The sequence below is a fragment of the Streptomyces sp. LS-MS-L19 genome, from assembly GCF_058382285.1.
The window spans coordinates 6,807,781-6,827,932 of the sequence record NZ_JBYCLL010000001.1; the positions used below are offsets into that span (position 1 = coordinate 6,807,781).

Annotated in this window: 18 protein-coding genes; 10 read left to right on the forward strand and 8 right to left on the reverse strand. The window is 71.1% G+C overall.

Annotated features, from left to right (window positions below; all coding sequences use genetic code 11):
• Positions 1-232 precede the first annotated feature (232 nt).
• The 5 genes from AC2XR2_RS30615 to AC2XR2_RS30635 all read right to left on the reverse strand — a co-directional run bounded on the left by AC2XR2_RS30615 (position 233) and on the right by AC2XR2_RS30635 (position 5,869).
• Positions 233-1,060, reverse strand: coding sequence for a carbohydrate ABC transporter permease (locus tag AC2XR2_RS30615; RefSeq protein WP_491516809.1), 828 nt, complete (start codon positions 1,058-1,060; stop codon positions 233-235).
• A 4-nt stretch (positions 1,061-1,064) separates the two neighbouring features.
• Positions 1,065-1,925, reverse strand: coding sequence for a carbohydrate ABC transporter permease (locus AC2XR2_RS30620; RefSeq protein WP_491516810.1), 861 nt, complete (start codon positions 1,923-1,925; stop codon positions 1,065-1,067).
• Positions 1,922-3,310: an extracellular solute-binding protein gene (locus AC2XR2_RS30625; protein ID WP_491516811.1), complete on the reverse strand. Its 1,389-nt coding sequence runs from the start codon at positions 3,308-3,310 to the stop codon at positions 1,922-1,924. The genes AC2XR2_RS30620 and AC2XR2_RS30625 overlap by 4 nt, the downstream gene beginning before the upstream one ends.
• A 97-nt stretch (positions 3,311-3,407) precedes the next feature.
• A complete protein-coding gene (locus tag AC2XR2_RS30630; RefSeq protein WP_381305891.1) occupies positions 3,408-4,094 on the reverse strand; it encodes a response regulator in 687 nt (228 codons plus the stop codon).
• Complete coding sequence (locus AC2XR2_RS30635) at positions 4,091-5,869, reverse strand: sensor histidine kinase (protein ID WP_491516812.1); 1,779 nt, start codon at positions 5,867-5,869, stop codon at positions 4,091-4,093. The genes AC2XR2_RS30630 and AC2XR2_RS30635 overlap by 4 nt, the downstream gene beginning before the upstream one ends.
• 150 nt (positions 5,870-6,019) lie before the next feature.
• On the opposite strand from AC2XR2_RS30635, the gene AC2XR2_RS30640 reads away from it, so the two are divergent.
• Positions 6,020-7,393 (forward strand): cation:dicarboxylate symporter family transporter, encoded by a 1,374-nt coding sequence (locus AC2XR2_RS30640; RefSeq protein ID WP_381305886.1) that lies wholly within the window; start codon positions 6,020-6,022, stop codon positions 7,391-7,393.
• A gap of 113 nt (positions 7,394-7,506) precedes the next feature.
• On the opposite strand, the gene AC2XR2_RS30645 is transcribed toward AC2XR2_RS30640, so the two are convergent.
• Positions 7,507-8,115 carry a TetR/AcrR family transcriptional regulator gene (locus AC2XR2_RS30645; protein ID WP_330264385.1) on the reverse strand — a complete coding sequence of 203 codons (609 nt, stop codon included), beginning with the start codon at positions 8,113-8,115 and terminating at the stop codon, positions 7,507-7,509.
• Positions 8,116-8,235: 120 nt separating this feature from the next.
• Between AC2XR2_RS30645 and AC2XR2_RS30650 the strand changes: the two genes are divergently transcribed.
• The gene (locus AC2XR2_RS30650; RefSeq protein ID WP_449350950.1) at positions 8,236-9,903 is read left to right on the forward strand and encodes an MFS transporter; all 1,668 of its coding nucleotides are present in this window, start codon (positions 8,236-8,238) and stop codon (positions 9,901-9,903) included.
• Positions 9,904-9,980: 77 nt separating this feature from the next.
• The gene (locus AC2XR2_RS30655; RefSeq protein ID WP_491516813.1) at positions 9,981-10,748 is read left to right on the forward strand and encodes a DUF2127 domain-containing protein; all 768 of its coding nucleotides are present in this window, start codon (positions 9,981-9,983) and stop codon (positions 10,746-10,748) included.
• Here the strand turns inward: AC2XR2_RS30655 and AC2XR2_RS30660 are convergent.
• Positions 10,745-11,194, reverse strand: a complete 450-nt coding sequence (locus tag AC2XR2_RS30660; protein ID WP_491516814.1) for a MarR family winged helix-turn-helix transcriptional regulator — start codon at positions 11,192-11,194, stop codon at positions 10,745-10,747. The two genes, AC2XR2_RS30655 and AC2XR2_RS30660, sit on opposite strands and share 4 nt — an antisense overlap.
• 78 nt (positions 11,195-11,272) lie before the next feature.
• On the opposite strand from AC2XR2_RS30660, the gene AC2XR2_RS30665 reads away from it, so the two are divergent.
• A complete protein-coding gene (locus AC2XR2_RS30665; protein ID WP_491516815.1) occupies positions 11,273-11,941 on the forward strand; it encodes a maleylpyruvate isomerase family mycothiol-dependent enzyme in 669 nt (222 codons plus the stop codon).
• Positions 11,942-12,475: 534 nt separating this feature from the next.
• A complete protein-coding gene (locus AC2XR2_RS30670; RefSeq protein ID WP_491516816.1) occupies positions 12,476-14,041 on the forward strand; it encodes an AAA family ATPase in 1,566 nt (521 codons plus the stop codon).
• Positions 14,042-14,079: 38 nt separating this feature from the next.
• Here AC2XR2_RS30670 and AC2XR2_RS30675 read toward each other — a convergent pair whose 3' ends face one another.
• A complete protein-coding gene (locus AC2XR2_RS30675; RefSeq protein WP_491516817.1) occupies positions 14,080-14,994 on the reverse strand; it encodes an NAD-dependent epimerase/dehydratase family protein in 915 nt (304 codons plus the stop codon).
• Between the two features lie 45 nt (positions 14,995-15,039).
• On the opposite strand from AC2XR2_RS30675, the gene AC2XR2_RS30680 reads away from it, so the two are divergent.
• The 5 genes from AC2XR2_RS30680 to AC2XR2_RS30700 all read left to right on the forward strand — a co-directional run bounded on the left by AC2XR2_RS30680 (position 15,040) and on the right by AC2XR2_RS30700 (position 20,129).
• On the forward strand, positions 15,040-15,549 hold the full coding sequence (locus AC2XR2_RS30680; RefSeq protein WP_491516818.1) for an Lrp/AsnC family transcriptional regulator: 510 nt from the start codon (positions 15,040-15,042) through the stop codon (positions 15,547-15,549).
• A 28-nt stretch (positions 15,550-15,577) separates the two neighbouring features.
• Positions 15,578-15,964, forward strand: a complete 387-nt coding sequence (locus AC2XR2_RS30685; protein WP_330264378.1) for a MerR family transcriptional regulator — start codon at positions 15,578-15,580, stop codon at positions 15,962-15,964.
• Complete coding sequence (locus AC2XR2_RS30690) at positions 15,961-16,275, forward strand: thioredoxin family protein (protein WP_330264377.1); 315 nt, start codon at positions 15,961-15,963, stop codon at positions 16,273-16,275. Before AC2XR2_RS30685 ends, AC2XR2_RS30690 begins: the two co-directional genes overlap by 4 nt.
• Positions 16,276-16,436: 161 nt before the next feature.
• A complete protein-coding gene (locus tag AC2XR2_RS30695; protein ID WP_491518535.1) occupies positions 16,437-18,653 on the forward strand; it encodes a HelD family protein in 2,217 nt (738 codons plus the stop codon).
• Between the two features lie 78 nt (positions 18,654-18,731).
• Positions 18,732-20,129 carry a cytochrome P450 family protein gene (locus tag AC2XR2_RS30700; RefSeq protein ID WP_449350944.1) on the forward strand — a complete coding sequence of 466 codons (1,398 nt, stop codon included), beginning with the start codon at positions 18,732-18,734 and terminating at the stop codon, positions 20,127-20,129.
• Positions 20,130-20,152 lie beyond the last annotated feature (23 nt).

Below are 20,152 nucleotides of genomic sequence, written 5' to 3' on the forward strand. Positions count from 1 at the left end.
CCACCTCGGACCGGTTGCCCGCCGTGCGGCCGCGCGGGCCGTGTCCGCCCTCGGCGGGGGTCGAGGGAGCGCCGGGCGTCCCGGTCCGGCCTGACGGGCGCAGCGTCCGCGTTCGTGCTGCTCGCCCCGGCGGGGGGCTTTGGGGCAGCGGGCTTCGTCCGGCTTCGCCGTGTGTCGGGGGCGACCGACGTGCCGGGCGCCCCGAGGCCGGTTCGACAGGCACGGCGCCGCGTCAGCCCTTCACCGCCCCGCCGAGCGCGAACCCCCCTCCCAGTCGCCGCGCCACCAGCACGTACAGCAGGATCACCGGAGTCGAGTAGACGATCGAGAACGCGGCGAGCTGGCCGTACGCCACCATTCCGCGGTTGCCGAAGAACTCGTTGATGCTGACGGAGGCCGGCATCTGGTCCGGGGTCAGCAGCAGCATGAAGGGGACGAAGAAGTTGCCCCACATCATGACGAAGGCCAAGACGGTCACCACCGCCACCCCCGGGCCCATCAGGGGGAGCACGATCCTCGTGAGCGACTGGAGGGAGTTCGCCCCGTCGGTCCAGGCGGCCTCCTCCAGCTCCCTCGGCACCCCGTCCATGAAGTTCTTCATCAGCCAGATGGCGAAAGGGAGTTGGGAGGCCGCGAAGAACAGGATCGTGCCCTGGAGGGTGTCGATCAGGTCGACCTGCACGAACAACGCGTAGACCGGCACCATGATCGCCGTGATGGGCAGGCTGGTCGCGAAGAGGATCGTGAGCAGGAACGGCCGGTTGAGGCGGGAGCGGAAGCGGGACAGCGGATAGGCCGCGAGGGCCGCGCAGACCACCGTCAGGGCGGTACCCCCGCCGCACAGCAGCAGGCTGTTGAGCAGCGGGGTGAAGGTGATGTCGTCGGTGAGGACCGCGTCGAAGTGGGCGGTGGTCAGCCCGTCGGGGACCTTCACCCTCAGATCGGCGTGCGGGTCGAACGCGGACAGGACCACCCAGGCCAGCGGCAGCAGGAAGGTCGCGGCGAGCACCAACAGCCCCGCGTCGGCGGCCAGTCGGCGGTTTCGGCGGCGGTCGGACACGGCCTCAGACCTCCGTCCGCAGCAACCGCATGTAGACCACCGAGAACAGCGACCCGACCAGGAGCAGCAGCAGGGCCACCGCGGTGCCGTAGCCGATCATGCTGTTCTGGAAGGCCTGTTCGTACATGAACAGCGGCAGCGTCTGGCTCCGGTCGCCGGGCCCGCCCCTCGTCATCACCCAGATCAGCCCGAACACCGACAGCGTCTGGAGGGTGTTGAGCATGAGGTTCGTGCCGATCGAACGGCGGATCATCGGCAGGGTGATGTGCCACAGCCGCCGCAGGCCGCCGGCACCGTCGACCTCGGCGGCCTCGGTGATCTCCTTCGGGATCTCGTTCAGGGCCGCCGAGTAGACCAGCATCGAGAACGCGGTGCCGCGCCACACGTTCGCGAAGGACACGGCCAGGATCGGCAGCGTGAACAGCCAGTTCTGGGACGGGAGACGGAGCAGGTCGAGGATCGCGTTCAGGGTGCCCTCCCTGCGGAAGAAGGCGTAGAGGAGGAAGCCCGCGACGACCTCCGGGAGCACCCAGGCCGTGATGACGATCCCGCCGGTGAGCGTGCGGACGGGCTTCGAGGCGCGCCGCATCAGCGAAGCGAGCGCCAGACCCAGGGTGTTCTGCCCGATCAGCGACGACACGACCGTGAACACCAGCGTCAGCCATACGGCGTTGAGGAACTCCTCGTCCCGGAAGGCCGTACGGAAGTTCTCGAAGCCGACGAAGGACGACTCGGCCTGACCGGTCAACTGCAGGTCGGTGAAGGCGATCCAGGCGCAGTAGGCGATCGGCCCGGCGAGGAAGAGGAGCAGCAGGACGAGGGCGGGGGTCAGGGGGAGCGCGCGGGTGAGCGGACGGAGGCTCACCGCGTGGTCACCTGGCCGTCGGTGACCTCCTTGAGCGTGTCGTCGTACCCGCTCGCCGCGTCCGCGACCGACCGGTCCCCGGTGGTGACGCCCTCCATCGCCTCCTGGATCGCGGTGGAGACCTTCGGGTACGCGGGGTAGGCGGGCCGGTAGTGAGTGCTGGCGACGAGGTCGGTGAAGAACCTGATGCCGGGCTGGGCCTTGGCGTACGCCGGGTCCTCGGCGACGTCCTCGCGCACGGCGATGCCCGAGTTGGCCACGTACCACTTCTGGGCGTTGGCCTTGGTCTGCATGGTCTTGACGAACTCGAAGGCGAGGTCGGGGTTGGCCGCCTTGGCGGGCACCGACCAGGTCCAGCCGCCGGACATGCTCACCTTGCCGGGGGCCTGGCCGTGCTGGGTCGGCATGTACGCGAGTCCCAACCTGCTGGACCACTCCGGCCATTCGTGGCCGCTGCCCTCCAGCCAGTCCTGCGGGAGCCAGGAGCCGTCGAGGTTGATGCCGAGCTTGCCCTTGGGGAGCAGGTCGCCGCGGACGATGGTCTGGATGTTGGGGTCGAGGGCGGTGGAGACGTCCGGGCCGAGCTTCTCCCGGTAGACCGTCTCGACGAAGGCGAGGGCGTCCTTGAAGCCCTGGCCGCCGGCGATCCACTTCTTGGACCTGGTGTCGTAGAGGGGGTCGGTGGTGCCGTCGCCGGTCCCGTCGCTCGTCCCGTAGAGCAGCATCTCGAAGCCCTGCATGGTGGCCGCCTCGCCGGCCGGTTTGCCGGTGTAGACGTTGAGAGGCGTCACGTCCGGGACCCTGCGCTTGATCGTGCGGGCCGCGTCCAGGATCTCGTCCCAGGTCTTCGGCTGCCAGTCGGTGGGGAGACCGGCCTTCGCGAAGATCCCCTTGTCGAACCAGAGTCCGCGGGTGTCGGTGCCGTCCGGGACGCCGTACGTCTTCCCGTCCTCGGCCTTCGCGGCGGCCTTCGCGGTGTCGACGAACTGGTTCCAGTCGGGCCATTCGGCGAGATAGGCGTCCAGGGGCTTCAAGTACCCGCTGGTGATGTCGGAGTTGATGAGGAAGGTGTCCTCGTAGACCAGGTCGGGGGCGGTCTTCGCGGAGCGGAGCATCTGCTGGAGCTTGGTGTAGTACTCCGAGTCCGGGGCCTTGATGGGGACGAGCTCGACCTTCTTGCCGGGGTTCGCCTTCTCGAACTGCTTCTTGATGTCCGCGAGGTAGTCGTCCATGACGTGGATCGAGTTGTCGGTGGACTGCTTGAAGGACACCCTCACGGTGTCGGGGTCGCTGCCGGAACCGCCGCCGCAGGCGGTGAGGGTCGCGGCGGCGGCGAGGGCGGCGGTGAGCAGGGCGGTTGTTGCGGCGGTGGGGCGCACGGGCATGACCTCCTGCGGGCGCACGGCGTTGTGGCCTGGGTGGTTGCCCGGTGAAGGTAGGAGGAGTGGTCTAGTCAGGTCAATGAGCGTGCACGGTCCGGTGTCACTGTCCCCTGACCCACCGGTACTGGAGCTCCGGCCGCCCCACCGTGCCGTACTGCGGGCTGCGGGCGGCGCGGCCCGCGTCGACCAGATGCTCCAGATAACGGCGGGCGGTGATCCGGGAGATGCCGACCACCTCGGCCAGGCCGGTCGCCGTGAGCCCCTCCGCGCGGTCGCGCAGGGCGAGCGTCACGCGCTCCAGGGTGGGGGCGCTGAGCCCCTTGGGCAGGGCGGCCGGGCCCGGTGCGCGGAGCGTGGCCAGCGCGCGGTCGACCTCGTCCTGGCCGCTGGCCTCGCCGGCCGCCGCGTGGAACTCGGCGTAGCGGACGAGCCGGTCGCGCAGGGTGGCGAAGGTGAACGGCTTCAGCACGTACTGGACGACACCGAGCGAGACGCCCTCCCTGACCACCGTCAGGTCCCGGGCCGACGTCACCGCTATCACGTCCGCCTGATGCCCGGCCGCCCGCAACTGCCGGGCCAGCTGGAGGCCGTGCCCGTCCGGCAGGTGCAGATCGAGAAGCAGCAGGTCCACGGCCGTACGGTCCAGGAGCCGCCGGGCCTCCGCACCGGTGTGCGCCTTGCCGACGGCCACGAAGCCGGGGACGCGGTTGACGTACATGACATGCGCGTCGGCGGCGACGGGGTCGTCCTCGACGACCAGAACACGGATGGCCTGCTGACCGCTCATACATCACCTCCGGGGACCGAGGGGCTGCCGGGGACGGTAGCGCTGGTCGGGGGTGGAGGGTCCTCGGGGGGTGTTTTACGGTCCCTGGGGCGGGCGGCGGGGTGGTGGTTGCTCGGTCCGGTGGTGCGCGGCTCGACATCCCCTTCCCCGGTGCCCAGCGGCTCCACGTCCCCCCGTTCCGTTCCCAGCGGGAGTCGTACCTCGAACTCGGCGCCGCCTCCCTCCGCCTCCGCCACCGTCAGGGTGCCGTTGCGGCGGGTGACTGCCTGGCGGACCAGGGCGAGGCCGAGGCCGCGGCCGCCGGGGCCCGCCGGCTTCGTCGAGAAGCCGCGCCGGAAGACCGCCTCGGCGTGGGCCGGGTCGACGCCCGCGCCGGTGTCGGAGACCCGCAGCACCAGCTCCGAGCACCCCGCGTCGGCGTACGCCGTCACCGTCACCCGCGCCCGCACGCTCCCCTGCGCCGCGTCCACCGCGTTGTCGATGAGGTTGCCGAGGATCGTCACCAGGTCGCGGGCCGGGAGCGACGGCGGCAGCAGTCCGTCGTCCAGGCGGCTGTCCTCCGACACCACCAGCTCCACACCCCGCTCGTTCGCCTGCGCCGTCTTGCCCAGCAGCAGCGCGGCCAGCACCGGCTCACCCACGGCCGCCACCACCTGGTCCGTCAGCGCCTGCGCCAGCTCCAGTTCGGCGGTCGCGAAGTCCACCGCCTGTTCGGAGCGGCCCAGTTCGATCAGGGAGACCACGGTGTGCAGCCGGTTCGCCGCCTCGTGGGCCTGCGAGCGCAGCGCCTGCGTGAAGCCGCGCTCCGAGTCCAACTCACCCATCATGGACTGGAGTTCGGTGACATCGCGCAGAGTCACCACGGTGCCGCGCTGCTCCCCGCCGGAGACCGGCGAGGTGTTGACGACCAGCACCCGCGACGCCGTCAGATGCACCTCGTCCACCCGCGGCTCCGACGCCAGCAGCGCCCCCGTCAGCGGCGCGGGCAGCCCGAGGTCCGCCACCGAACGGCCCACCACGTCCCCGACGTCGAGCAGCTCCCGACCGCCGTCGTTGATCAGCGCGACCCGGTACCGCCCGTCCAGCATCAGCAGCCCCTCGCGTACGGCGTGCAGCGCGGCCTGGTGGTAGTCGTGCATCCGGCTGAGCTCCGCCGCGTTCATGCCGTGGGTGTGCCGGCGCAGCCGGGCGTTGATGACGTACGTGCCGACGGCGCCGAGCGCGAGCGCGCTGCCCGCGACGACGAGCAGCGCGGTCAGCTGGCCCTGCACCCGCTTGCTGATCTTCTCGACCTGTATACCGGCGCTGACCAGGCCGATCACCCGCCCCTGTCCGTCCTTGACCGGGGTGACCGCGCGGACGGAGTAGCCGAGGGTGCCCTTGTAGGTCTCGGTGAAGGTCTTGCCCTTGAGGGCGCGCTCGGTGTTGCCGAGGAAGTGCTTGCCGATCTGCTTCTGGTCGGGGTGGGTCCAGCGGATGCCCTGCGGACTCATGATCGTGACGAAGTCGACCTCGGTGTCGGCCATGACCCGCAGCGCGTAGGGCTGGAGTTCGGCCGTCGGATCCGCCGTCCCGATCGCCTCCCGCACGGACGGCGAGTCCGCGACCGCCCGCGCCACCACCCTGGCCTGATCCCGCGCCGCGCTCTCGGCCTGCCCCCGGTCGCTGACGTACGTGAACAGCGCGTACCCCGCCACGACCACGGCGATCAGCACGGCCTGCATGGCGAAGAGCTGCGCCGCCAGGCTCCTGGGTCTCGGTACGGGTATGCGCATGTCGTCAGTCTGCCTCCCTGGCTGATTGTGAACTAAATGAACGGAAGGGTGACCGCCCTCACAGGGCAGGAGATAGTCACGGCATTCCTCAAAAGCCCGGACGTGAGCCGCACGCCGGTCATGCCGACGACGACGTCAAGGAGGGCAGCCGTGGCAGCCAGCACCGATACGGCACCCGCAGTCAAGAAGGACCGCACCCACTATCTGTACATCGCGGTGATCGTCGCGGTCGCCCTCGGTATCACCGTCGGCCTGGTCGCGCCCGACTTCGCGGTCGAGCTGAAGCCGATCGGCACCGGGTTCGTGAACCTGATCAAGATGATGATCTCGCCGATCATCTTCTGCACGATCGTGCTCGGCATCGGCTCGGTGCGGAAGGCCGCCAAGGTCGGGGCCGTCGGCGGTATCGCCCTCGGCTACTTCATGGTCATGTCGCTGGTCGCACTGGGCATCGGCCTGGTCGTCGGCAACATCCTGGAGCCGGGCACCGGCCTCGCCGTCACCGACGCGGTCAAGAACGCCGGTCACGCCCAGGTCGACGCGGAGGCCAAGGACACCACCGAGTTCCTGCTCGGCATCATCCCGACGACCTTCGTCTCCGCCTTCACCGAGGGCGAGGTCCTCCAGACCCTGCTCATCGCGCTCCTGTGCGGCTTCGCGCTCCAGGCCATGGGCTCCGTCGGCCAGCCGATCCTGCGCGGTGTCGAGCACATCCAGCGGCTCGTCTTCCGGGTCCTCGCCATGGTGATGTGGGCCGCCCCGATCGGTGCCTTCGGCGCGATGGCCGCCGTGGTCGGCTCCGCCGGTGTCGACGCCCTGAAGAGCCTCGCCGTCCTGATGCTCGGCTTCTACGTCACCTGCGTGCTGTTCGTCTTCATCGTGCTCGGCACGCTGCTGCGGCTCGTCGCGGGCCTGAACATCTTCACGCTCTTCAAGTACCTCAGCCGTGAGTTCCTGCTGATCCTGTCGACCTCCTCCTCCGAGTCCGCGCTGCCGCGGGTCATCGCGAAGATGGAGCACCTGGGCGTCAGCAAGCCGGTGGTCGGCATCACCATCCCGACCGGCTACTCCTTCAACCTCGACGGCACCATGATCTACATGACCATGGCCTCGCTGTTCGTCGCCGACGCCATGGGCACCCCGATGGCCGTCAGCGAGCAGATCCCGCTGCTGCTGTTCCTGTTCGTCGCCTCGAAGGGCGCCGCCGGTGTCACCGGCGCCGGTCTCGCGACCCTGGCGGGCGGCCTTCAGTCGCACAAGCCCGCCCTGGTGGACGGCATCGGCCTGATCGTCGGCATCGACCGCTTCATGAGCGAGGCGCGCGCCCTGACCAACTTCGCGGGCAACGCCGTCGCCACCGTCCTGATCGGCACCTGGACCAAGGAGATCGACCGCGAGCGGGTCGACCAGGTGCTCGCGGGACACCTGCCCTTCGACGAGAAGACGCTCCTGGACAACGACGACGACGAGCCCGTGGCCGAGATCCCCGAGCAGGGCGGCGAGAAGGAGCTGGCCAAGGCCTGAGGGCCCCCAGAGCAGGGTCGGGCCCGACCTGAACCCGGGCCCGGCTCACCCTCCCCGGGCGGTCGGACACTCCCCCGTTGGCCGGCCGCCCGGACCCATTCGGTACAGCAGGATCAGTCGCTCAGTTTCGCCACCAGCGCGGTGGCCAGAGAGGCGGGTACGCCCGCCGCGGTCAGAGTCGTGACCGCGGCGGAGCGGCCCGCCTCTTCCGCTGCCAGGAGGCCGTCGTTGACCGCCTCCATGACGGCGAACAGCATCTGCTCGTGGACGTACGCCAGCGCGGGCGCGGGCAGCGGTGAGACGAAGACGCCCTCGTCGAGGCCGCGCTGGAGCAGCTCGGTGCAGGCCGCGCGGACGGGTGCGAGCCGCTCCCGGATGCCCTGCACGGTGACGCTGCGCTGGGCGAGCGCGACCAGGATGCGGTAGCGGTCGGCGACCTCCCAGACCGCCAGCACGGAGCCCGCCACGGCCTGTGCGAGATCCTCGGCGCCCTCGCGCCCCGCCGCGTGCGCGGCCGCCACCGCCTCCACGGCACCGTCGACGAGCGTGCCGATCAGCGCCTCCCGGTTCGGGAAGTGGCCGTACACGGTCCGCCGTACGACTCCCGCGGCGCGCGCGATCTGGTCCATGGACGCGTCGGGGTCGCGCAGCAGTTCGGTGAGTGCGACGTCGAGGATGCGTCGGCGGTTGGCGTCGGCGCGACTGGAGTGGCCCGTGGTCATGGCTGTCATTGTGCCCCTTCCCACGCCGACTTGCACAGTGTTGTGCAGCAGGCGTACATTGCACAGTGTTGAGCAAATGCACATGCCTGTGCAAGTCTGCTGAGGAAGGCCACCCCTGCCATGCGACTCGTCATGACCGAACCGGTCGAGAAGATGGAGCGCCCCTACGCCCGCCGCTGGTGGGCACTGCTCGTCCTGTGCCTCAGCCTGCTGATCATCGTGATGGCGAACACCGCCCTCACGGTCGCGGCGCCCGACATGACCGAGGACCTCGGCCTGTCCAGCGCCGACCTGCAGTGGGTGATCGACGGCTACACCGTCCCGTACGCCGCCCTGATGCTTCTGTTCGGCGCGATCGGCGACAAGTACAGCCGCCGCGGCGCACTCCTGCTAGGGCTCGGGGTCTTCGGCGGCGGCGCGGTCCTCGGCTCCCTCGCCGACAGTGCCACGACGGTCATCGCGGCCCGCGCGATCATGGGCACCGGCGCCGCCATGATCATGCCGGCCACGCTGTCCCTGCTCGCCGCGACCTTCCCGCGCGGTGAGCGGGCCAGGGCGATCACCGTGTGGACCGCGACCTCCGGTGTGGCGATCGCGGCCGGTCCGCTGGTCGCGGGTGCGCTCCTGGAGCACCACGCCTGGACCTCGACGTTCCTGATCAACGTCCCGATCGCGGCCGTCGCCGCCGTCGCCGCGCTCGTCCTCGTCCCGCCGTCCAGGGCCGCCGCACGCGGCCGGATCGATTACGTCGGCGGACTGCTGTCGGTCGTCTGGATCGGCGCGCTGGTCTACATGATCATCGAGGGCCCGCACTTCGGCTGGCACGCCAAGGCCGTCGCCGCCGCGGTGATCGCGGGCATCGGCCTGGTGCTCTTCGTCGTCCGGGAGCTGCGCCACCCGCGCCCCCTCGTCGACGTCCGCCGCTTCACCGACCGCGGCTTCGCGGGCTCCAACCTCGCCGTCGCCCTGTTCTTCCTGGCCGTCTTCGGCGCCTTCTACTACCTCACCCAGCACCTCCAGTTCGTCCTCGGCTACAGCGCCCTGGAGACCGGTCTGCGGATGCTGCCGCTGGCCGGCGCGGTCTTCGCCGGCTCGGCCCTGACCGGCTTCCTCACCCCGCGGGTCGGCATGAAGTGGACGGTCACCGCGGGCATGGTCGGCGGCACGGCGGCCCTCGCGCTGCTCACGCGCATCGACGCGGGTTCGTCGTACGGCGACTTCGTCGCGCCCCTGATCGTGCTGGGACTGGCGATCGGCCTCGCCCTCTCGCCGGCCACGGACGCGATCATGGGTGCCTTCCCGGAGTCCGAACTGGGCGTCGGCGGCGCGGTCAACGACACCTCGATCGAACTCGGCGGCTCGCTCGGTATCGCGATCCTCGGCTCGCTGCTGGCGACCTCCTACTCGGACCACCTCTCCGCCGCCACCGCCGGAAGCAGGCTCCCCGCGTCCGCCCTGGCCGGTGCCCAGGACTCCGTCGGCGCCGGATACACGGTCGCGCAGGGCATCGGCGAGCAGGCCCGGCAGGTCGCCGCGCGGGCCGCGCAGGCCACCGACCCGCACCAGGCGGCCCAGTTGAAGGCCCAGGCGGAACAACTCGCCACCGGGGCACGGCAGATGGCGGACGCGGTCGGCTCGTCCTTCTCCGACGCGGTGGCGCACACGAGCCTGATCGGGGCGATCGTGCTGGGCGTCGGGACGGTCCTGGTGGCGGTGCTGCTGCCGGGTCGCAAGGGCTCCGAGGAGACGGCGCGGGTCGAGGAGAGGGAACTCGTCGACGCCCGCTGACTCACCGGACTCTTACCCCGCGCCACTAGCGTGCCGTCCCCGGACGGCACGCTCTTGGTTTCGGAGGCACACGGGGGATGAAGATCGACTGGGACCGCCGGACCTGCGCGCGCCGCGGCCATGTGACGTACGCGCCGGACGAACCCGGCCTCCGGGAGCGGCTGTACGCGGAGACCGCCCTCGGCGCGGCCTGGCGCTGTCTGCGCTGCGGCGACTTCGCTCTTGGCGACCCGCACGGCTCGGGACCCGCGGACCACGCGCCCCTCGTGCCGCGCGGCAAGGTACTGCGGGACCTGTTCGTGCTGCGCTTCCTCGCGGTCGAGCGGGCGGTGCGCGGGGTGTTCATCGTGCTGGCCGCGGTGGCGGTGTGGAAGTTCAGCAACAGCAAGGACGCGGTGCGCCGGCTCTTCGACGAGTATCTGGACGTCTTCCGCCCGGTGTTCAAGCACTTCCACTACGACCTCGACCACTCGCCGGTCGTGGGCACCGTCCAGAAGACCTTCGGCTACCGGCACCACACCCTGGTCCTGGTGGCCGTACTGCTGCTGGCGTACGCCCTGATCGAGCTCGTCGAGGCGGTCGGCCTCTGGTACGCCAGGCGCTGGGCGGAGTATCTGACGGTGGTCGCGACGGCCGCGTTCCTCCCGCTGGAGATCTACGAACTCACCGAGCGCGTCAGCTGGTTGAAGATCACCACGCTGGTCCTGAACATCCTGGCCGTCCTCTACATCCTCCTCGCCAAGCGCCTGTTCGGCCTGCGCGGCGGCCACCGGGCCTTCGAGGAGGAACGGCGGAGCGCGTCGCTGCTGGAGGTGGAGGAGGCGGCGAAGACGGTCGGCGTCTAGGAAGGCTCGGCCCACGGGTCGGTGATCTCCCGGAGCAGGGTCAGTGCCTCGCGCAGCTGTCTCATGCGGCGGGTGCCGATGTGCTCCTCCCACTCCTTCTCGACCTCCGCGACCACCGCGGCGCCGATCCGCTGGGCCGACGACGCCTTCTCCGCCAGGCACACCAGCCGGGCCCGCTTGTCGGTCGGGTCCGGGAGCCGGGTGACATAGCCCGCCTTCTCCAGCTGGTCCACCAGGAAGCCCGCGGTCTGCTTGGTGATCTGGGCCTGCTCGGCGAGTTCCGTCAACCGTGTGCCGTTCGGCCCGATGCGCTGCATGACCCGGGCCTGGGCGGGCGTGAAGTCGTCGAAGCCGGCCTCCGCGAGCGCGGCGAAGATCCGGTTCTCCAGGGCCCGGTACGGGAGGAACAGGAGCAGCCCCGTGTTGAGCTCGCTCTCCGCCACCATCGTCGGCACTCCTCGCACTGCTTGACACTGGTCAGGCTCTCTGACTACTTTGGTCAGAGAAGCTTACCACTTGAGTGGGTGATTCCCGTGGGTGCCGTATCGGACGCAGTGCTGGACACCGACGAGCTCTGGCGGATCGTCGACCAGGAGCGGGCGAGCCTGGCCGACCTGCTGGACGGCCTGACCCCCGAGCAGTGGGAGACCCGGACGCGCTGCGGGGACTGGCGGGTGCGGGAGGTCGCCGCGCATCTGACGATCGCGGCGCGCTACTCCATGGGCCAGGTCGTGCGGGAGATGGTCCGGGCCCGGGGGGACTGGAACCGGATGATCCACGACTCGGCGGTCCGCGAGGCCGGCCTGTCGACCGGTGAGATCGTCGCCAACCTGCGCGCGACCATCGGCTCCCGCCGCCTCGCGCCGACCACGTCACCCCATGAGCCCCTCCTCGACCTCCTCGTCCACGGCCAGGACATCGCCCTCGCGCTCGGCCGGCGGCGGGCAGTGCCGCCGGTGGCCGCGCGGGACTCCGCCGAGCGGGTGTGGACCATGCGGTTCCCGCCCCGGCCGTGGCCGCTGCCGAAGGTGCGCCTGGTCGCCACCGACATCGCCTGGACGCGGGGAGCGGGGGAGGAGCTGCGCGGCCCGATCGCGGCCCTGCTCCTGCTGCTCACGGGACGCCCGGAGGCGGCCCGTGAGTACGCCGAGCACGCCGGGGAGCCGTGGACGGGGGTCGCGGCTCCCCGGTGACATACGGTGCCCGGTCCGGTTCCGGGGTGCCGCGTTCTGCCCGTCTGAGGCCGGGGGTTCGCTGTGATCGGGCGCGTCCGCGTGGCGGTGGTCGGCGGGTTCGCCGTGACCGGGCGCGTCCGCGCGGCGGTGGCCGTGGATTCGCCGTGACCTGCCGCGCCTGCGCGGCGGTGGCCGGGGGTTCGCCGTGACTGGACGTGACTGCGTGGCGGTGGCCGTGGATTCGCTGTGACCGGACGCGTCCGCGCGGCGGCGGCCGGGGGTTCGCTGTGACTGGGCGCGCCCGCCCGGCGGTGGCCGCCGGTTCGCCGTGATCGGGCGCGCCCGCGCGGCGGTGGCCGCGGATCGGCACGGCCCCGCGGTGCCGGGTCGGTGGGCGTGCCCCTCAGGCGGTGGCCGTACCCCCTTTATCACTCGCCGCCCCTTTCCGTGCCCTTCACCGTCACTTGACCCAATTCCTTTGACCCCCGCCCCGCGCGGCCCCCACGCTGGAGTTCTCGGCGTGCAGGGGCGGACGGACGTACGGAGGCGGGTATGGGGGAGTCGGTGGAGTGGGTGGAGGGGGAGCCCGCCTCGACGGAGCGGGTGAGTGAGCTGTTCCACGCATTCCTGGAGGCGGTCGCGCGTCCCCGGGACAGGACCCGGGAAGCGGCCCGCGACCTCAGCAGGCGGCTGCGGGAACACCTCGGCTTCACCCCCAGTGAACGCCCCGTCGTCAAGGCGGCCTACCCGCCCTTCGACCTCCCCAACGTCCACCTCGCCCTGGAGCGGTGGTTCGCCGCGGACGCGAAGGCCCGCTCCCACGAACTCGTCGGCCTGCACGGCGCCCGCCACCACGGCGACCTCTCCCTCGGCGACATCCTCGAATCCGCCGACCGTTACGACCGTTTCGTGATCGGCGCGGTCGACTACGCCCAGCTGCCGATCTCCCCGGACGAGGAACTCCCGTGCGTCTCCTGCGGGTTCTACCTCGGCGCCGAGGGCGACCAGCGGTTCGCGGTCCTGCTGCGCGGCCCCGCCGACGAGTACGGCCGCAACAAGGTCGAGCTCGAAGTCCTCGCGGAGACCAAGGAGTTCGGCGACCGGCTGCTCGCCGACATCGACCGGCTCGTGCGCGAGCACAACATCTTCCGCGGCCAGGTCCTCTCCTTCGAGGGCGCGGAGTTCGGCGCGGGCCTCGGCCCGTTCCGCTTCCACCGCCGCCCCGGCCTCGCCCGCGAGGACATCGTGCTGCCGGACGGGCTCCTGGAGCGCGTGGAGCGCCAGGTCGTCGGCGTGGCCCGGCGCCGCGAGCAGCTCCGCGCGGCCGGCCAGCACCTGCGCCGCGGCCTGCTCCTCTACGGCCCTCCCGGCACCGGCAAGACCCACACGATCCGCTATCTCCTCTCCCACCTCCCGCAGTTCACCGTGGTGATCCTGTCCGGCACGGGCATCGACGCCATCGGCCCCGCCTGCTCGCTCGCCCGGATGCTCCAGCCCGCCCTCGTCGTCCTGGAGGACTGCGACCTGATCGCCGAGGCCCGCGACTACGGCGGAGGCGAACAGCCCCTGCTCTTCCAGGTGCTGAACGAGATGGACGGCCTCGGCGACGACGCCGACGTGGCCTTCCTCCTCACCACCAACCGCGCCGACCTCCTCGAACCCGCCCTCGTCCAGCGCCCGGGCCGCGTCGACCTCGCCGTCGAGATCCCGCTGCCCGACGCCGAGGGCCGCGCCCGCCTCCTCGGCCTGTACGGCTCCGCGCTCGACCTCGACCAGGACGTGGCCGAGGAGGTCGTGGCCCGCACCGAGGGCACGACGGCCTCCTTCACCCGGGAACTGGTCCGCCGGGCCGTCCTGATCGCCGCCGAACGCGAGGCGCCCCGCACCGAGGCCGCGGACGTCCGCGAGGCCCTCGACGAACTCCTCTCCGACCGGGACCGGCTGACCCGGCGGCTGCTCGGCGTGCGCGGCGGCGAGGACCTGGAGGACGAGGACTGGATGACGGACGAGGAGGAGGACGAGGGCGGACCGCAGTTCTACGGCGGCGTCTACCTGGGCCCGACCCCCGGCCGCCGGCTCCCCGGCACGCCCTGGGGCCACCACGGCCCACCACGCTGACGCACGCCGCGTATCAGGCGGCGTCCTCTCCGAGCGTCTCAGGCGGCGGCCCCTCCGAGCGTCTCGGACACGGCCCGCGGCAGCCACCGCCGTACGTCACCGAAGGCGAACCCGAGCCGGGCGGCACGGGAGTTGTCCATGCCGTAGGCGCGGGTGAAGGAGAACGGCGAGACCTCGCCGACCTCGACCGGCCGGAGGACCGTCCCGCCGTCGGGGAAGTGCGCGGCCACCGCCTCGCACAGGTCCCCGGTGCTCAGCAGCCCGTGGGAGGCGGCGTTCACCGGCCCGGTGAAGTCCTCGCCCACCGCCCAGGCCAGGAAGTCGGCGATCTCCTCGACGTGGATGTAGGTGGCCGCCTGGTTGTCGACCGGGACGGCTATGGGCTCGCCCGTGCGGATGCGGTCCGCGTAGTGCGCCAGCCGCCCGGTGAAGTCGTCGGCACCGCCCAGGACGTGGGCCACGCGGACGGTCGTGAAGGGAAAGACGGGGTCCTTCGAGAACACGGATTCCGCCTGCCGCTTTCCCTCGCCGTAGTGCGATTCCAGGAAATCGGGGTCGTGCCAGGGAAGGGCCAGGTCCACCGGCACGGCCGTCGGGTCGACGGCGTCCTCGCGTACCGGGGCGATGGAGTTTTCGTACTCGTACACCTCGACCGTCGAGGTCATCACATAGCGGCGGGTGCGCCCGGCGAAGACCCGGCGGGCGACGGCCGCCTGGCGCGGGGTGTAGCAGACCTGGTCGACGACCACGTCGAAGGTGCGCGAGCCCAGCGCGCTGTTCAGTGAGCTCTCGTCGTCGCGGTCGGCGACCAGGTGGACCGTCCCCGCGGGGGGCGCGGCCGACCCCCGGTTGAGGACCGTGACCCGGTCGCCGGCGGCCAGCAGCCGTGCGATCAGCCGCTTGCCGAAATAGCGGCTGCCGCCGATGACCAGGACCTCGCGTGCGGTTTCCATGACCATAATTCTCCTGGCACACCATCGTGTACTGAAGGGGGAACCATGGGAGTTCAGGCATCAGTGCCGAAAGAACCACGGCAATCACGGCTTCCCGCCGTCGAAACCTCAGCAGGTTTCGACGCCGTGGACCGGCAGATTCTGGAGCTCCTGCAGACCGACGGCCGGATCAAGCTCAGCGAGCTGGGCCGCCGGGTGCGACTGAGCCCGGCGGCGGTCACCGAGCGGGTACGGCGGCTGGAGGCGGCGGGCGTGATCAGCGGCTACGGCGCCCAGGTCGTGCCGGGGCGGCTCGGCTACGGCATCCAGGCGTTCATCCGGGTCAGCCCGCACGGCGGCTACACCCTGAAGCACCCGAGGACCCTGGAGCTGATGGAGCGGCCCGAGATCACCGAGGTGCACCACGTGGTCGGCGAGGACTGCTGGATCCTCAAGGCCGCCGTCCGGGACACCCTCCACCTGGAGGAGGTCCTGGAGGCGGTCTCCGCGCTCGGCCGCACCACGACGTCGATCGTGCTGACCTCGCCGGTGGAACGCAAACCGCTCTTGCCTTGACGTCGGCGTCAAGGGCTACCTTCGCAGCATGCGAATCGGCGAGCTGGCCGCACGGGCCGGGACCACCACGCGGACGCTGCGGTACTACGAGGCGCGGGGTCTGCTGCCCGGGCGGCGGGGTGAGAACGGCTACCGCACCTACGACGAGACGGACCTCAAGCTGCTCCGGCAGATCCGGACCCTCCAGGACTTCGGGTTCGGTCTGGAGGAGACCCGGCCGTTCCTGGAGTGTCTGCGGGCCGGGCACGAGGAGGGCGACACCTGTCCCGCGTCGATCGACGTCTACCGCCGCAAGCTGGACGAACTCGACTCCCTGATAGGGGAGTTGCAGGCGGTGCGGGCGAAGATCGGAGTCCGGCTGGCCATGCTCGACGGTACGGATCCGCTGTGCGAACTGGGAGGACAGGAACTGTGATCGACGTGACGGACGCGGATTTCGCCGCGGAGGTGATCGGGTCGGAGTTGCCGGTGCTGGTGGAGTTCACGGCGGACTGGTGCCCGCCGTGCCGGCAGATGGGGCCGGTGCTGCACGCCCTCGCCGCCGAGGAGGCCGACCGCCTCAAGGTGGTGCAGTTGAACGTGGATCTCAATCCGGAGACCACGAACGCCTACAAGGTCCTCTCGATGCCCACCTTCATGGTCTTCCGCGGCGGCGAGCCGGTGAAGTCCATGGTGGGAGCCCGGCCGAAGCGCCGCCTCCTGGAGGAACTGGCCGACGTGATCTGATTCCCCGGCCCCGGGAACGAAAGAAATCCCCCGAGCAATTGTGCTCGGGGGATTTCTTTGCGTATATTGAATGGTTCGCGACTTCATGGGGATTGAGTCGCAAAGAGGCTTAGTGAGCACAGTATATCTGCGCGGGAGTGGAATTGTCAAACAGTGCTGAAATTCGCGGTGAGCAGGAATTCATCGACCACCTGTACGCACACGTGGACGCCCTGCGCGGCAACACCGAGGCGTCGGTCACCGACGCGCTCGCCCAGGGCAACACCCCGATGCAGGCCCGCCTGGAGCGGGACATCCTGGTCGCCGAGCGCTCCGGCCTGCTGGCCGCCCTGAACGCGGTCGACGGCTCCCTCTGCTTCGGCCGGATCGACCTCACCTCGGGCGTCACCCACCACATCGGCCGGATCGGCCTGCGCACCGACGACGCCGAGCGCACCCCGATCCTCATCGACTGGCGGGCCGAGGTCGCCCGCCCCTTCTACCTGGCCACCGGCCACACCCCGATGGGCCTGCGCCGCCGCCGGCACATCGGCACCGACGGCCGCCGCGTCACCGACCTGCACGACGAGATCCTCGACCTGGGGGACGCGACCAGGACCGGGCACGAGGACCCCACCGGTGACGCGGTGCTGCTCGCCGCGCTCGACGCCGCCCGCACCGGCCGGATGCACGACATCGTGCAGACCATCCAGGCCGAGCAGGACGAGATCATCCGCGCACCCCACCGCGGGGTGCTCGTGGTCGAGGGCGGGCCCGGTACCGGCAAGACGGCCGTCGCCCTGCACCGGGCCGCCTATCTCCTCTACGAACACCGGGAGTTGCTCGCCAAGCGGGCCGTCCTGATCGTCGGCCCCAACCCCGCCTTCCTCGGCTACATCGGCGAGGTGCTGCCCTCCCTGGGCGAGACCGGGGTGCTCCTCGCCACGGTCGGCGAGCTCTTCCCCGGCGTGAAGGCCACCGCCACCGACAGCCGCGCGGCGGCCGCGGTGAAGGGCCGCGCCGCCATGGCGGACGTCCTCGCCGACGTCGTACGCGACTGGCAGGCACTGCCCGACCCGGTGATCGCGATCGAGCACGACCGCGAGGTCCTGATGCTCGACGACGGCCTGGTCAAGGTCGCCTGTGAGAAGACCCGGGCCGCCCGGCTGCCGCACAACGTGGCGCGGGAGCACTTCGAGGGCCACATCCTCAACACGCTCACCGAGCTGTACGCCGAGCGGGTCGGCACCGACCCCTACGACGGCAGCAGCCTCCTCGACCCGGCCGACATCACCCAGATCCGCGACGAGATCGCCGAGAACCCCGAAGTCTGGGCCGCCATCGACCAGTTGTGGCCGCGGCTGACCCCGCAGCGGCTGGTCGCCGACTTCCTCGCCGACCCGGTCGGTTACCTCCCCGACGAGGACGCGGCCGCGATCCGCCGCCCGGTGACCCGGGGCTGGACCGTGGCGGACGTACCCCTGCTCGACGAGGCCGCCGAACTCCTCGGCGTGGACGAGCGGGTGGCGCGGGCGCTGGCCGAGCGCGAGCGCGAGACCCAGATCGCCTACGCGCAGGGCGTGCTCGACGTGTCGTACGCCTCGCGGACCTACGAGTTCGAGGACATCGACGACGAGGACTCCGAGGTGCTGTCGGCCCACGACATCATCGACGCGGAGCGGTTCGCCGAGCGGCAGGAGGAGGACGACCACCGCAGCGCCGCCGAACGCGCGGCGGCCGACCGCACCTGGGCGTTCGGGCACATCATCGTCGACGAGGCGCAGGAGCTGTCGCCGATGGCCTGGCGACTGCTGATGCGGCGCAGCCCGACCCGCTCGATGACGCTGGTCGGCGACCCGGCGCAGACCGCGGAGGCGGCGGGCGTGGGCTCGTGGCAGGAGATCCTTCAGCCGTACGTCGAGGACCGCTGGGAGCACACCCGCCTCGGCGTCAACTACCGCACCCCCGCCGAGATCATGGACCTCGCGGCGGCCGTCGTACGCGCGGAGAACCCGGACTTCGAACCCCCGAGTTCGGTCCGTTCCACCGGTGTACGGCCCTGGGTGCGCGCCACCGACGACCTGCCCGGCGCGGTCGCGGAGGCCGTGAAGGAGCTGACCCCGGCCGAGGGGCGGCTCGCGGTCATCGCCCCGCGCCATCTGCACCGCAGGCTCGCGGCCCGCCTCGACGGCGTGACCGCGGGCGCCGAACCGGACCTGACCCGGACCGTCGTCCTGCTCGACCCCCGCCAGTCCAAGGGACTCGAATTCGACTCGGTGCTCGTGGTCGAGCCGGCGCTGTACGGCACGAGCGACCTCTATGTGGCACTGACCCGCGCGACCCAGCGGCTGGGCGTCCTGCACACGGGCCGACTGCCGAAGGCACTGGTCACGGACTGAGGAGCAGTCATCACCAACAAGTAACAGTTCACGTCCGAGTCACTGCTCGTGCACGGTCGGTGCGGTAAGCGTGTGCACATGGAAGCCCATGCCCACGCGACCCCGCCGGCCGACGGTCCCACCCTCGGGTCGCTCCCCGTCGAACCGCTGCTCACCGCCGAGTTCGACGTCGACCCGGGCGCGGTGTACGAGCGGTTGCGCACGACCTACGGGCCGGTCGCGCCGGTCGGTCTGCTGGGAGTGCCGGTGTGGCTGGTGCTCGGCTACACCGAGGTCACCGAGGTGCTGCGGAACGAGAGCCTGTGGCGCCGGGACATCCGGTACTGGCGGGCCCGGGCGGAAGGCCGGCTGCCGCGGGACTGGCCGCTGCTGGCCGGTTACGAGGTACGGCAGATGATGTTCATGGACGACGAGGAGCATCTGGCGGCCCGGCGCACACATCACTCGGCGCTCAGCCCCTTCCAGGACGCGCGCAGCCCGGAGGGGTGGGAGGTACGGGCCGCGGTCGCCCGCTACGCCGACGAGCTGGTCGGGATGCTGGCCGCGGAGTCCGGCTCCAAGGGGTTCGCGGACCTCGGGGCGCAGTACACCCGGCCGTTGCTGCTGATGGTGACGACCAAGCTGTTCGGCTGTCCCGTGGAGTTGGGCGACGAGCTGGTCATGGACCTGTGGCGGATGCTCGACGGGGGAGCGGACTCCGGTCCCGCGACGGCCCGCGCGCTCGGGGCGTTCACCCGGCTCGCCGCGCACCGGCGGGCCCGGCCGGGGGACGACCTCACCTCGTACCTGCTGCTCGCGGATCCCGGGCTGAGCGACGAACAGCTCGGGCGGGAGCTGTTCATGAACGCCGTGTACCTGAACGACATCACCGGGAACATGGTCCTCAACACGCTGCTGGAGGTGCTGCGCGGGAACGCCACGGTCCGGCGCAGCCTGTCGGCCGGGCAGCTCGGCGAAACGGTCAACCGGGCGGCGCTGGCCAATCCTCCCGTGGCCAACATGTGCTTCCGGTTCGCGGCGCGGGACGTACGGCTGGGCAAGGTGTGGGTGCGGGCGGGCGACGCGGTGTCCCCGTCGGCGGCGGCCGCGCACCAGGAACTGCTGGCGCTCAGCTCCTCCCACCTGGTGGGGGCCACGGTGTCCACCCGGGCGCATCTGGGGTGGGGTGCCGGTCCGCACCAGTGCCCCAGCGCCGCACGGGAGTTGGGCGGCATGATCGTCTCGACCGCGGTGGGCCGGTTCCTCGACCACTTCACCCGCGCGGAACTCACCCTGCCCCCGGACCAGTTGCCCTGGCGGTCGGGGCCGGTGGTGCGGGGGCTGCGACTGCTGCCGGTCCGCTACGAGCTCGGCGCGGGCGTCACCCACCGCGCGGAGCCGGCACCGACGCCGGTGCCGGCCCACGCGGGCGGCGGCGACAGCCAGACCAGGGGGCTGCTGGCCGCGCTGCGGAAGTTCATGTTCGGCGGCCGCTGACGGCTGACGGCTGGCGGCCGACC